Origin of the sequence: Paenibacillus cymbidii, from assembly GCF_004764705.1 — a bacterium.
In the GTDB taxonomy this organism is placed as follows: Bacteria; Bacillota; Bacilli; order Paenibacillales; family NBRC-103111; genus Paenibacillus_AN; species Paenibacillus_AN cymbidii.
The window spans coordinates 22,932-35,867 of record NZ_SHLX01000022.1; the positions used below are offsets into that span (position 1 = coordinate 22,932).

Annotated in this window: 11 protein-coding genes; 3 read left to right on the top strand and 8 right to left on the bottom strand. The window is 55.9% G+C overall.

Going from position 1 to position 12,936, the window contains the following annotated elements:
- Positions 1 to 14: 14 nt before the first annotated feature.
- The 4 genes from EXY20_RS25755 to EXY20_RS40330 form a co-directional block, all read right to left on the bottom strand.
- Complete coding sequence (locus EXY20_RS25755) at positions 15 to 1,985, bottom strand: FAD-dependent oxidoreductase (RefSeq protein ID WP_135555005.1); 1,971 nt, start codon at positions 1,983 to 1,985, stop codon at positions 15 to 17.
- A gap of 200 nt (positions 1,986 to 2,185) precedes the next feature.
- Entirely contained in the window at positions 2,186 to 2,338 is a 153-nt protein-coding gene (gene sda / locus EXY20_RS25760; protein ID WP_135555006.1) for a sporulation histidine kinase inhibitor Sda, read from the bottom strand.
- Positions 2,339 to 2,399: 61 nt separating this feature from the next.
- Positions 2,400 to 2,597 (bottom strand): hypothetical protein, encoded by a 198-nt coding sequence (locus tag EXY20_RS25765; RefSeq protein WP_135555007.1) that lies wholly within the window; start codon positions 2,595 to 2,597, stop codon positions 2,400 to 2,402.
- 197 nt (positions 2,598 to 2,794) lie between these two features.
- On the bottom strand, positions 2,795 to 2,923 hold the full coding sequence (locus tag EXY20_RS40330) for a hypothetical protein (protein ID WP_268966429.1): 129 nt from the start codon (positions 2,921 to 2,923) through the stop codon (positions 2,795 to 2,797).
- A 1,027-nt stretch (positions 2,924 to 3,950) separates the two neighbouring features.
- Here EXY20_RS40330 and EXY20_RS39195 point away from each other — a divergent pair.
- From EXY20_RS39195 to EXY20_RS25780, 3 genes are read left to right on the top strand one after another with little or no spacing between them, the layout of a single operon-like run.
- On the top strand, positions 3,951 to 5,357 hold the full coding sequence (locus EXY20_RS39195; RefSeq protein WP_167859530.1) for a sensor histidine kinase: 1,407 nt from the start codon (positions 3,951 to 3,953) through the stop codon (positions 5,355 to 5,357).
- On the top strand, positions 5,354 to 5,995 hold the full coding sequence (locus EXY20_RS25775) for a response regulator transcription factor (RefSeq protein WP_135555009.1): 642 nt from the start codon (positions 5,354 to 5,356) through the stop codon (positions 5,993 to 5,995). The genes EXY20_RS39195 and EXY20_RS25775 overlap by 4 nt, the downstream gene beginning before the upstream one ends.
- A gap of 13 nt (positions 5,996 to 6,008) precedes the next feature.
- Positions 6,009 to 6,980 (top strand): polyprenyl synthetase family protein, encoded by a 972-nt coding sequence (locus tag EXY20_RS25780; protein WP_135555010.1) that lies wholly within the window; start codon positions 6,009 to 6,011, stop codon positions 6,978 to 6,980.
- Here the strand turns inward: EXY20_RS25780 and dtd are convergent.
- The 4 genes from dtd to recJ all read right to left on the bottom strand — a co-directional run bounded on the left by dtd (position 6,977) and on the right by recJ (position 12,885).
- Positions 6,977 to 7,423, bottom strand: coding sequence for a D-aminoacyl-tRNA deacylase (gene dtd, locus EXY20_RS25785; RefSeq protein WP_135555011.1), 447 nt, complete (start codon positions 7,421 to 7,423; stop codon positions 6,977 to 6,979). The two genes, EXY20_RS25780 and dtd, sit on opposite strands and share 4 nt — an antisense overlap.
- A gap of 16 nt (positions 7,424 to 7,439) precedes the next feature.
- Positions 7,440 to 9,626 (bottom strand): RelA/SpoT family protein, encoded by a 2,187-nt coding sequence (locus EXY20_RS25790; RefSeq protein ID WP_135555012.1) that lies wholly within the window; start codon positions 9,624 to 9,626, stop codon positions 7,440 to 7,442.
- A 176-nt stretch (positions 9,627 to 9,802) separates the two neighbouring features.
- Positions 9,803 to 10,315, bottom strand: a complete 513-nt coding sequence (locus EXY20_RS25795; protein ID WP_135555013.1) for an adenine phosphoribosyltransferase — start codon at positions 10,313 to 10,315, stop codon at positions 9,803 to 9,805.
- Complete coding sequence (gene recJ, locus EXY20_RS25800; protein ID WP_135555014.1) at positions 10,312 to 12,885, bottom strand: single-stranded-DNA-specific exonuclease RecJ; 2,574 nt, start codon at positions 12,883 to 12,885, stop codon at positions 10,312 to 10,314. The genes EXY20_RS25795 and recJ overlap by 4 nt, the downstream gene beginning before the upstream one ends.
- Positions 12,886 to 12,936: the final 51 nt, after the last annotated feature.

Genomic DNA, 12,936 nt, shown 5'->3' on the forward strand with positions numbered 1-12,936 from the left:
GTCATGCAGCGGCATTAAAACCGCACATTCACCAGCGACTGAAGCGCATCTCTCAGCATCATGTACGACTCGCCGTTCGTCAGCTTCTGCGGATCGGCGATCATCGCCACCGTTTCCGGCGTCAGCACTTTTTTGGCCAGCAGCTCGTCCTTGGCGTTGTCGCGGGTGACGGTCAACCCGGCCGCCTTGGCGATCGTGAGGCTCGCCTGTGCCAGCGTCAGCGGCGATTTGGTTTTCTCTTCATCGCTCATGCCGACGATAGCGGCGCTCGGGTCGCCTTTAATGTTGGCGATGAACATTTTTCTCGCCCTCGCCATCAAGTTGACCATCCGCTGCGGATTGGACGGGTCGTCCAAATAAAATTCGTTGAGAATCCGTTTGTTGTCGATCGTCACTTCGCGCGAGGATGCCGCGCCAATGTACACGGCAGCCTTAAGCCCCGGAAACGCCTTGTGCTGCATAAACGGCTGCGGCTTCACCGTAAACGGCAGCAGCCTCATCTTTTGCTCGTTCAGCTTGTTCTGCATCTCCGTGACCAACTCTTTGGACTTCGACATTTCCCTGAACGTCATCTTGCCGTCCAGCGCCACCTTGGCCGCGGCTCCGGCCGACTGCCCTTCCGCCATGCCGGTAGGAATGATCCGAGCGGTGCCGTGAGCCAGCGTCGAGTAGCTGGCGCTGCGGCCGACGACGAGCAAGTTGTCGACCTTGAGCGGAATCAGGCTGCGGAACGGCACGGCGTATTTGATCGGCGTCATCACTTCGGAACCAAAATCGTTCGGGCCGGTGCGCTGGATGTCGATCTTGTAAGAGCCGAGCGCCACACGATCCCATTGGTCGCGGTTTTCCAGAATATCCAGGATGCCGAGCGTATATTCGCCCTGAATGTGCCGCGTTTCGCGCACGTACAGTTCCGGAGCCGTTGCATCGAGCTCCAGCCCGGCGAATTCAGGGTACGCCTTTTTCATGTACTCGACGATATGCGGCACTTCCTGCCTGCCGACCGCAAACGCGTCCTCGCGCTGCTTCGGATCGAGCCCGTCGATGCCAAAAATAAGCAGGGCGTTGATCAGCATCGTATTGTCGTTTTGCCGGCCGATATTCAAGCCGCGCAGCGCCGCTTTGGATTTGTCGAGCGGCGGGTAGTTTTTCATGTCGCTGTACCCGTAGGCTGTCATTTCATCAGCGTGGGTGTTGGCATCGTTGTCTTCGGTCATGCGTTTGCGGATGCTTGTCCACACTTCGTCGGTCACGTTCTTCAGCCGGAAGACGAGCGTTACCGCCTGCTTCGTGTCCTTGTTGCCCAGGTCCTCTTGCCCGTACGTATACGGCGCGCCGGCCGCGGCGGCAATATCCGCGTCCTGCGTGGCGTCGATCACATACGAAGCGTACACCTTCTTCGCTTCGCCGCTGGCCAGCGTCAGCGACAGCCCTTCCACGATTTTCGCGCCGTCGGCACCGTCCTTGACTATCGGCTCCATCGTTTTCGTCTTGAGCAGCACGTCGATGTTCGGCTCGTCCTGCACCAGCTTGTAGAAGGCGTTGGCGCCTGTATTCGTGTCGAAGGCGATGCCTTCGACCATGTTGTACCATTCGGAGAAAATGCCTTCGTTCAGCACGTTGTATTTGCCCGGAATAAGCGACGTATTCTCGCGGTCAAAGTTCATATCAATGAAATTCAGCCAGCCCAGCGTCATCAAACCGCCCAGAATTTCGCGGTTTTTCCCGTCCACGAGCAGCGTCTTCAGCCCGTTGCGCGCGGCGGAAACGGCAGCGGCGACTCCTTCCGGGTCCGTACCGGCGACGATTACGTCGTAGCGGTCCTGGACAGCGGCTACGGATTCAACCGGGATTAACGCTTGTTTCTTTTCCGTACTGACGATCAGGCCGCCTCCATACTGTTCTTTGTAGTACAGGACCGGAGTGCCGGCAGCCAGCAAAACGAATGCGGTTAAAAATAAAATGATCCATGATTTTCGCAACATCGGTTACACCTCGACGGACGTAGATAAATTAGGGTCGATTGCCCATACCAGTGTACCATATGTCGGGAGTGAATGGAATTTGGCGGCTCCCGCGAGGCGTTGCAGCGGAATGCAACACCTTGCGCGCTTGTTGCAAACAAGTCGATCGTTGCGCACAAAAAACGCCGCGAACGCAGCAAGCGTTCGGGCGTTTGAATCGATCACGATGATTCGGGCTGCTTGTCGAGCTTCGGCAGTTCGAGCTCGCGTCTTTTGATTTCTTCCAGCAGCATGCGAATAAAATCCCGATCTGCCCCTGTCCGTACGGCTACCGAGTAGCACGACAACAGGGCCTGATCGCTGAGCCGGTGCATCCTTTGCCTCCTACTGCACGTTCGTCTTGCGATGGTTATGCCCGTAGCGGGAATCCGGCGATCAAGCGTAGTAAGAGCCTTCGGTCGTTCCAGTCCGGTTGATGCTGTCTATCGCATGATTCGTCTCCATTTGCTTGCGAACGGCGTCCCAAGATAGCGAACTGTTGTCGGCCCGCTCCGTCTGGTACACCGCGTATTCGCGTTTCACCGCTGTTGCAAAAGATCGCTTAAACAACGCATCGAATGTTTTTTTATCCATGCAGCTTCTCCCTGATGGTGTCCGTCTTTTATCCCAAATTTTAACTGGGTTCAACTGGGAGTGCATCACATTTCACGTACAACGCTGTGCATGATTTGTTGCACAGCGTTGCAGGGTGTACAGGACATGCAAAAAGGCTGCATATTCCGACATCAGTCGAGAATATGCAGCCTTTTTGGAATTTGGTATAATGTTGATTATTTCCACTCTACGCCTTGTACTTCAGTTGAAGCGAGGACAGTATTCGTTTCTTTGCTGCTTGCAACATTCACTTTAACATTTCTAGCATCGATCATCATTTGGGGCTTAAGTACGATTGTTGTCAATTGAATTTCCTCCCTTAATAATTGTAAATTGTAGATCCAACGGGACTTGCTAATTTTATTTTATCAAAAAATTGAAACAATTGTAAGGGGGAAGAATGCAGTGTTCAGGAGAATGAATTATAAAATTGCTACTATTGCCGTACTCTTTCTTCTCATTCAAGCATGGATACTCACCGTTTCTTCAATGAATCCTTTTTTAGGCATCGAAGTTGAAGCTGATGCAAACAAAGATAGCTGGTACATTTCGAGATTTCAGAATGATAATATAGAACAAAGATATGGTCTGCAAGTCGGAGATCGAGTTGTTTCCATCGATGGTCTTCCAGCAAACGATTATAAGTCTGTCATCAAATGGCATATGATTGACCAAGCGAAAGAGATCGTTCTGCAAAGACAGAACGAAACCATTCGATTCGAAACAACAGGAATCTCTGTCATTTCTTCGTATGACTTGTTGGCGTGGGCAGGAGAATTTATATGTTTGGCATCGGCTGCTTTGCTTTTATTCAAACTGCCAAAATCCAAATCAGCCATTCATTTGGCCTTGGTTTTTCTGAACGGAAGCATCATTTTTATGAGCTATCCCGCCTCAATAAAGGGCGATGCTCTTAGTAAAGCAATTATTACAGATTCATTAGTTGCACTCCCCATCGTCTTCCTCCATTTTTTAATTGTCTTTTTCAAAGAAAAAGCAAGTGTAACGATTGCGACACGGTTACATAAAAAACTATACCGAATTTTACTGCTGACCACGGCTGTAAGCGCGCTCTTATTGATTGATTCACCATTTGCATACTACCTTAATAATTATACGAGTATTTATGCTATAGGCTTCATTACCATCTTCATCTGTTATAATTTTGTGTTGTTATTCCAATTATTTTTGAAATACCGGCGCTCAAACCCTTATGTAGCTACGGTTATCAAAACCGTTTGGTTTGCGATCTTTTTATCCTTCATGCCTTCTATCTGTTTTTCCTTTCTTCCACGATTATTAAATCAGTCTACAATATTTGATTATTTGTATATGTCCGGCTTCATCTTCCTATTTCCGCTGTCCTTCGCCTATTTAATTGCTTCGAAAAAACTGTACGACATCGACTTTATCGTCCGCCGCATCGTACTGACCGGTTTCATCTCGCTGGTGCCGACTGGCCTTATCGTGCTAATCGCTTGCCTTTTCTTCAAGGCAGCAGTCACATTAAACGCGGTTCTCGCCCTGTTCGTGCTTGTATTGGTCATTCAAACGCTCATCCTCTACCTGCTCGAATTTTTCACGAACAAACTGGAACCAATCATGTTCCCGCACAAGCACCAGCTGCAGTCGTCGCTGAAGAAGCTGACGCGCAACCTAAGCGTCAATTTTAATTTGCGCGAGCTGCGGGACGTTATGCTGCTCGATGTCGTGCAGACGTTCCAGGTGCACGGCGGCGCCATCGTGTTTCAATACCCGGACAAGCTGGAGCTGATCAGCGAAGGCGAAATCGATACCGCCGAAGTGGAAGCGCTCATCAATGATGGCGTACTGGACCATCCGAATTATTCGATCTACGAAGTCAATCGCCACGACGAATTCACGAGCTACCTCATTCTGACCCAGAAGAAGTCCAAAACACTGATCGGCATCGAAGAGCAGCAATGGCTGAACATCATCATCTCCTACCTGGCCGTCAGCCTGGAGAACGTTTATTTGATCCGCAAGCTGTCGCTCGAGGTGCAGCGGCTCGCGGCGCAAATTCCGAACGAGGAAGCGGCCAGCGAGTTAATCTGGTTCCGCAAGCTGATGTTCGAGCTGCAGGAAAGCGAACGCGTCCGGATCGCCACCGAGCTGCACGATACGACGATGCAGGATTTGTTTTTCCTGAAGGAGCGGTTTGCCCAGCTGATCGAAAAATACGCGCTCTCCGCCGACGACAAAGCGCAGCTGCAAGGGTTTATCGATTACATCGACATCATCAACGCCAACTTGCGCCAAAGCTGCTTCGAGCTGCATCCGCACTTGCTGCGGGAAATCGGCCTCGTCGGCACCATCGAGGAGTTGGTCAGCTTCGAGGAAGCCGTCTCCTCTTTTTCGCTGGAATTCCGTTCGTTCCGCAAAGATTTGATCGAAGCCCAGGATATGGAAATGAAACGTCATGTTTTCCGCATGGTGCAAGAACTGATCAACAACGCCAAAAAACATTCCCAGGCAAAAAGCGTTTGGTTATCTTTGGAAGCAGGAAATCAAATCCTTCGTCTCGAATATGAAGATAACGGCGTCGGATTCGACATGAACCAACCAAAAGAGAAAGAAATCGGAAATTCCGGTATCGGCATGGAACAGATGAAAGGACGCGTCCTTTCGCTGAACGGCCGCTTTCAACTCGAATCGAGCATCGGCGCCGGCATGAGATTTACGGCAACCATTCCGCTGAAAGAAGGGAAAACGGCATGAACGAAACGGTTAGAGCCATTGTCGTCGACGATCATCCGCTCATGCTGCAGGCGACCATTCAGCTGCTGGAAAATGTCGAAGGCATTACGGTCGTAGGCGGCGCGATCGACGGGGAGTCTTGCATGAAACTGGTGGAGCAGCACTTGCCCGAATTGGTCATTCTGGACTACCAGCTGCCCGATTTGATGGGAACGGACGTCGCCGCCCAAATCAAAAGCCGTTATCCGAATACGCATATCATCATCTTCTCCGGCATCGACATTACGCCCTTGGCCAGCAAACTGGTCGAGCTGCAATTCAGCGGCGTCATCACAAAAGGGACCCGGCACAGCACGATCAAACATATCATTGCCTGCGTGCTCGACGGACAAATCGTCATTCCGGTCTCCATGCTGAAAAGCATCGATCGGATGCCGCGTCAGGAATTTGTCGACGTGCAGCTGACGAACGACGAAATTATTATTATGAACATGATCGTCAAAGGCGCAACACTCGAACAAATCGCCTTGCGCATCCATTCGAGCCGCCGGTCGATCGACAACTACCAGCGGAAAATATACGAAAAGTTCGGCGTCAAAACGCGCGCCGAAGCGCTGGAAAAATTTATTCGCAGCAGTTATTACGAAGCGAACGAGTAAGGTGGCGACAACCATGGGCATGGACGAACGAATCAAACGGGAGCTCGAGCGGATGATCGGCACCTATGCAACGGAGGAAGGGCTGAAAACGCTGATCGCTGCGTTCATCGACAACAAGGCGACCGAAGAAAGCCGCTGGGGCAAGTACACCCGTACGGTGCACGAGCTGTTCGGCGGCAGCTCGCCCCTGATCGATCGCGCCGAGGCCATCGCCGAACTGATCGGTCTCGTTTCCGATATTGTGGACGATTTGCAGGACGAGGACAACGATACGGTACCGTGGATGACATGCCCCCGGCCGTATGCGCTAAACGCCGCCACGCTGTTCCTGGTCGCGCTTATGGCCGAGGTTTCGGCGCTCTACGCCGACGCGGGCCTTTCGCCGGCAACCGGCATGAAGGAGGTGTCGCGCCTGCTAACGCAATCGCTGAACGGCCAGCAGCGGGACTTGAATCGCAGCGTTACGGACGAAAACGACTATTTGCGCGTAACGGAATATAAGTCCGGTTCGCTGATCCAATTGGTCTACTATCTCGGCTATTCGCTCGTCCCGGAAGCCAGGCCGGATGACATCGAACGGATCAACGTCATCGCCCACTGCGCCGGCGTCATGTCGCAAATCCAGAACGACATGAAGGATGCCGTTCGTTTCGATTTGAAGAACGACCTGCTCGACAAACGCAAAACGCTGCCGATCCTTTATTTGCTTGCCTACAGCGAAGCCGATTTCCCGCCGCTCAAGCAATATTACGACGGCGACATCACCAGAGAGCAGTTTCTGCAGCACAAGCAAGGCTGCGTCTCGTTCGTCAACAACTCCGGCTGCCTGGAATTTTCACGGGTTGTCATCGCGCTGCTGAAGGAGAAAGCGGAGGAAATGTTTGAAGGGTTATGCGTCGATTCGCCAGTTAGAGAGCGATTCCGGGAACTGGTGATCGGGAAGCGCGAAGCGAAGAAAACGGATGAAGAGCCGGCCGCGATTTAGATCGGCTGGCTCTCCATAATGAGCGTGACAGGTCCCCAGTTGGTCAGCGTTACGTCCATCATAGCGCCGAACGTCCCGGTTTCGACCCGCAGCCCTTTGTCTCGCAGCAATTCGTTGAAGCGGTTGTACAGCGGCTCGGCCAGCTCCGGCCGGGCGGCGGCCATAAAGTTCGGCCTCCTGCCCTTGCGGGTGTCGCCATACAGCGTAAACTGCGAAACGGACAATACCTGGCCTCCCGTCTCCAGCAGCGAGACGTTCATCTTCCCCTGCTCGTCCTCGAAAATGCGCAACTGCGCGATTTTGTCGGCCAAGTAGGCGGCATCCCGCTCCGTATCTTCGTGCGTCACGCCGACCAGCAGCACCAGCCCTTCCGCAATGCTGCCGACGACATCGCCGTTAACCGCAACCTGCGCCGATTTGCAGCGCTGGACGACAATTCTCATCGAGGCAAACTCCTTTTTACGATTGCATGATTCGATGCACCGAATATACTTCCCGTACCCGTTTGATTTTGTCGACAACCGATTGCAAATGTTCGACGTTGCGAATCAGGATCGTCATATGGATTTGCGCCATCTTGTTTTTGTCGGAGCGGCCGGACACGGCGGAAATGATCGTTTTGCTTTCGGATACGGCTTGCAGCACTTCGTTCAGCAGCCCGCGGCGGTCGTGGCCGAGGATTTCGATCTCGACGCTGTAATTCGCCTCAACCGAATCGACCCACTCCACTTCGATCACCCGATTGCCTTCTTCGCCCTCTCCGATCGGAATGTTCGTACAATCCGCGCGATGGACGGAGACGCCGCGCCCGCGCGTGATATAACCGACGATGTCGTCGCCCGGCACCGGATTGCAGCAGCGCGCGAAACGCACAAGCAGGTTGTCGATGCCTTTCACCTGCACGCCGTGCGTAGGACGGCTCTTCTTCTCCGGCGATCCTTTCATTTCCTTGACTTCGTTCGTCAGCTCAAGCGCTTGCGCTTCTTCCGATTCCCGCTCCTTGCGCAGCTTCTCCGTCAGCCGGGTGCATATTTGCGCCGCGGTAATGCCGCCGAAGCCAACGGCGGACATCATGTCGTCGATGTCGTTGAAATTGAATTTGCCCGCCGCTTCCTGCAAGTTGTCGTCGGACATCAGCGCCGCCTGCTCGTAGCCGAGCCGCTTGAGCTCGCGCTCGATCAGATCGCGGCCTTTGGCCACGTTCTCCTCGCGCTGCTCCTTTTTGAACCATTGCTTGATTTTGCTGCGGGTATGGGACGACTGGGCGATTTTCAGCCAGTCCTGGCTTGGGCCGTATGAATGCTTCGACGTCAAAATTTCGACGATATCGCCGGTTTTGAGCCGGTGATCGAGCGGCACGATACGGCCGTTCACCTTGGCCCCGATCGTGCGGTTGCCAACCTCCGTATGGATACGGAAAGCAAAATCGAGCGGCACCGAACCCGCCGGCAGCTCGATGACTTCCCCTTTCGGCGTAAAGACGAACACGAGATCGGAAAAAAAGTCCATCTTCAGCGATTCCATAAACTCCGACGCGTCGCGCGTTTCGTTCTGCAGCTCGAGAATGTCGGATACCCAGTTCATCTTTTCGCCCATGCCGCCGGACGGAGCGCCGCCGCCTTCCTTGTACGCCCAGTGCGCCGCAACCCCGAACTCGGACGTACGATGCATTTCCCAGGTGCGAATCTGCACCTCGAGCGGCTCCCCGTTCGGGCCGATGACCGTCGTATGCAGCGATTGGTACATGTTCGCCTTCGGCATGGCGATATAATCCTTGAAGCGGCCCGGCATCGGCTTCCACAGCGTATGGATGATGCCCAGCGTCGCGTAACAATCCTTGATATTGTCGACGATGATGCGAATCGCCAGCAGGTCGTAAATTTCGTTGAACTGCTTGTTCTTCGACGTCATCTTCTTGTAAATGCTGTAAATGTGCTTCGGCCGGCCGGAAATATCGCCTTCGATGCCCATCTCGCCAACCTTCTCGCGGATGCGCACGATGACGTTGTCGATGAATTGTTCGCGTTCGGCCCGCTTCTTCTGCATCAAATTGACGATTCGGTAATACTGCTGCGGGTTCAAATAACGGAGCGCGATGTCCTCCATCTCCCATTTGATCGCCGAAATCCCGAGCCGGTGCGCAATCGGGCAAAAAATTTCCAGCGTTTCGTCGGCGATCCGCCGCTGGCTTTCTTCGGACTGGTATTTCAGCGTGCGCATGTTGTGCAGCCGGTCGGCCAGTTTGATCAGAATCACGCGAATGTCCTGCGCCATGGCAACGAACATTTTGCGATAATTTTCGTTCTGCTGTTCCTCTTTGGATTTGAACTGAATCTTCTCCAGCTTCGTCAAGCCGTCGACAAGCATCGCACACGTTTCGCCGAATTTCTCGCGCACCGCCTCCAGCGATACCGTCGTATCCTCCACCACGTCGTGAAGCAACGCAGCAATGACGGAAGTGACATCCATCTGCATGTTGACCAGGATGTCCGCAACCGCCAGCGGGTGCAAAATATAAGGTTCTCCCGATTTGCGCAGCTGGCCGTGGTGGGCCTGATCGGCAAATACGTAAGCTTCTTCGATTCGCTTCAGCTCGGCTTCCTTGAGGTAAACCGCCGCCTTGTCGCGTAACTGCTCCATGCCCATTGCGTAGCCCTTTCCGTTCGAGTTGCGAGATCCTCATTTTGTCGTATTCCTACATTATGCGCCGATTGAGGAAGTCGCGTCAAGAATATTGCGGACAAGCGGCATTTCCTTGACGAATTTCAGGTCATATGGGAAAAAGAAGGAAGCTTGCGACCGGCAAGCTTCCTTAATTCGACTCAATATTGCACGAGCGACACAACGTCGATGCCCTTTAAATGATCCCGGCCGCTCAGGTAGGTCAATTCGATCAGAAACGCCGCGCCGACAACAACGCCGCCAAGCTGCTGCACCAGCTTGATAGACGTGGCGATCGTGCCGCCGGTGGCGAGCAAGTCGTCCGCGATAAGCACGCGTTGACCGGGACGAATCGCATCCTCGTGCATCGCCAGCTTGTCTTTGCCGTATTCGAGCGCATAATCGGCTTCGATGCATGTTCCCGGCAACTTGCCGCTTTTGCGGATCGGGATGAATCCGAGTCCCAGCGCATAAGCGAGCGGCGCGCCAACGACGAACCCACGCGCTTCCGGACCGGCGATGCAATCGATCTGCCAGTCCGCAATAAGCGCCCGGAGCGAATCGATCGCTTCGCGGTAAACCGGACCGTTGTTCAGCAGCGTCGTAATGTCCTTAAAACGAATGCCCGGTTGCGGAAAATCGTGAATGACCCGAATATGGTCCTTAAAGTTCATATGACTTCCTCCAGCTTCGATTGGGATTCCTTCGTTCCGGTCGTTCCGCTTGTTGCACCAAGCAGCGGCAGCAGAGACCCGCTCAGTTCCTGCACCGTCGAATACACAAGCTCCTGATCGACCTGCTGCCGATACAGCCGGCGCTCGTACAGGCTGGAGCTGGCAAGCTCCCGCTTCACCGCAGCGGATACGCAGCGATAAGCGGCGCCGCTGCGCTCGACTAATTGCAGCTCCTCGAACACGTCGAGGATGAAGCGAACGGTAGCAACCGGCACCTGCGTCCGTCTGCTTATGTAAGCGGGCCAATCGGCGCCGCTTCCCGCTCCCGGCGGTCGCGCCAACGCGCCGTTCGTGCCCGTCAGCGCATGCAGCGTGCCGTACACGAGCTTGAAGCTGTCGCGGGACGGGATCACGCCTGCGGCTGCCGGTTCGGCGTCCGCCAGCAGCGCATACACCCGCTGCGCGCCTGTCGCCTGCCGCAGCGCAGCCTGCAGCTGCTCCATGCGCTGCGGCAGCGTCAGCACGAGCAAATCCTTCACCGCCGCATAACCGGCCCGCTTCGCGATATCGTTCAGCGGCTTCATCGCATAAGCCGGCGTCTCCTGCGACGTGCCGTCGATGCCGGCGTCTGCCTGTACGCGCTCCGCCAGCCATACGGCCGGAGCCAGTTCCCCAGACGGCGGCTCGCCAAGCAGCGCGGCGTCTCCTGCGGCGAACAGCAGCACGCCGACGGCGCCGCCTTCGAACCGGTCGTCACCGAGCAGCGCGGCGAGCCGCTTCGGCACGTCTTTGGCGCCGCGCCAATCGAACAGCTGCTTGCGCCGTACCCGCACATCCTGCAGCATCAGCTGCGGCCGGCTCACGCCGTTCCACTCGTTGACCGCGAGCTCGCCGACAACGTCAAGCTGCGCCGTCGGCGACAGCTTGCGCGCCAGCTCCGCTTTGCCGAAGGCTACCGCCTCAAGCGCGGGGGCGTCGCCGGCTTCCGGCGCGATCAGCAGCTTCAAGTGCTGCTGATCGCGCCCCATCTTGCGCATCTCGCGCACCAAGGCGCCGGCGAAGACGAACTTCGGCGCCGGATTGCCCATGCCGAACGGAGCGAGCCGCTGCATGTCGGCGATCGCGCCGAGCGTCGCATCGGCAAGGTCGCATGCGGCGTCCAGTTGCAGCTTCGGCGTCAAATCTTCGGCGCACAGCCACTCGCCGGCAAGCCGGCACAGCCTGTCCGCGAGCTCCGGCAATCGACTCGCGTCAAGCGTCATGCCGGCGGCGGAATAGTGGCCGCCGAAGTGCTCGAGCAAGTCGCTGCAAGCCGTCAGCGCGCGATGGATATCGAAGCCCGCGATCGATCGCGCGGAGCCTTTCGCCTTGCCGGTCGCGGGATCGATGCCGAGAATAATCGTCGGCCGGTAATACGCCTCAAGCACCTTCGAAGCCACAATCCCAATGACGCCGACGTTCCAGCCTTCCTGAGCCAGCACAATCACTTCCGGCACCCGTTTCCGCCCAAGCGGCCGCTCCTGCGCATCCGCTTCATCCGACTTCTCCGCAATCGATCGTTCCAGCATCGCGATCGCTTCCTGCGTCATGTCGTCGACCAGCCGCTGCCTGTCCTTGTTCAGGCCGTCCAGTTGGAACGCCAGATGGGCCGCTTCCTGCTCGTTGTCCGTCGTCAGCAGCGCCAGCGCGTCGCCGGCGCTCTCCAGCCGTCCGCTCGCGTTGATGCGCGGCGCCAGGCCGAACGCTACGTTCGTTGCCGTTACCGTGCGCCGGTCGGCGCCGGCTACGTCGAGCAGCGCCCGGATGCCGGGGTTCCCGGTTTCCCGCATGCGGGCGAGACCCAGCCGCACCAACACGCGGTTCTCGCCGGTAAGCGGCATCAGATCGGCGATGGTGCCGATGGTTGCCAGCTCCAGCAGCTCGACCGGGAATCGGCCGAGCAGCGCCTGAGCAAGCTTGAAGGCGACGCCGACGCCGGCCAAATGCTTGAACGGATACTTGCAGCCGGGCTGCTTCGGGTTGACGACGGCGCAGGCGTCCGGCAGCCGTTCCGGCGGTTCGTGATGATCCGTTACGATGACATCGACGCCGAGCGTTCGCGCATACGCCACTTCTTCCGCCGCGCTGATGCCCGTATCGACGGTGACGATCAGCCCGACGCCGGCGTCGCGCGCTTTCTCCAGCGCCAATCGGTTCAGTCCGTACCCTTCCTGAACGCGGTGCGGGATATACGTGTCAAAGTCGGCGCCCAATTGCCGGAACAGTCCGGTCATCAGCGCCGTGCTGCTGACGCCGTCGCAGTCATAGTCGCCGTAAACGCGAATTTTCGTCCCGTCCGCCAACGCCTGACGGATGCGTGCGACGGCTTCCGTCATGCCGGCCAGTTCATACGGGTCGTGCATCGTTTGTTCATTGCCTTCCAAAAACAAGGCCGCCTGCTCCTTCGTCCGGATTCCCCGGACGACAAGCAGGCGGGCGAGCAAGAGGGACACCGAGGCGGCGTCCGCCAATTCCTTGACGACCGTTTCGTCGCAAGCGGCCACGTCCCATCTTGCCTTCGATTCCAGCATGCGATCCCCTCCTTGGGCTGTCTTTAAAGCCCCTGCCCCTGGCGAAGCGCC

Excerpts from the sequence above, each read along its gene's own strand:
- EXY20_RS25755 (WP_135555005.1), bottom strand. The coding sequence starts at position 1,985 with ATGTTGCGAAAATCATGGATCATTTTATTTTTAACCGCATTCGTTTTG.
- sda (WP_135555006.1), bottom strand. The coding sequence starts at position 2,338 with ATGCACCGGCTCAGCGATCAGGCCCTGTTGTCGTGCTACTCGGTAGCC.
- EXY20_RS25765 (WP_135555007.1), bottom strand. The coding sequence starts at position 2,597 with ATGGATAAAAAAACATTCGATGCGTTGTTTAAGCGATCTTTTGCAACA.
- EXY20_RS39195 (WP_167859530.1), top strand. The coding sequence starts at position 3,951 with ATGTCCGGCTTCATCTTCCTATTTCCGCTGTCCTTCGCCTATTTAATT.
- EXY20_RS25775 (WP_135555009.1), top strand. The coding sequence starts at position 5,354 with ATGAACGAAACGGTTAGAGCCATTGTCGTCGACGATCATCCGCTCATG.
- EXY20_RS25780 (WP_135555010.1), top strand. The coding sequence starts at position 6,009 with ATGGGCATGGACGAACGAATCAAACGGGAGCTCGAGCGGATGATCGGC.
- dtd (WP_135555011.1), bottom strand. The coding sequence starts at position 7,423 with ATGAGAATTGTCGTCCAGCGCTGCAAATCGGCGCAGGTTGCGGTTAAC.
- EXY20_RS25790 (WP_135555012.1), bottom strand. The coding sequence starts at position 9,626 with ATGGGCATGGAGCAGTTACGCGACAAGGCGGCGGTTTACCTCAAGGAA.
- EXY20_RS25795 (WP_135555013.1), bottom strand. The coding sequence starts at position 10,315 with ATGAACTTTAAGGACCATATTCGGGTCATTCACGATTTTCCGCAACCG.
- recJ (WP_135555014.1), bottom strand. The coding sequence starts at position 12,885 with ATGCTGGAATCGAAGGCAAGATGGGACGTGGCCGCTTGCGACGAAACG.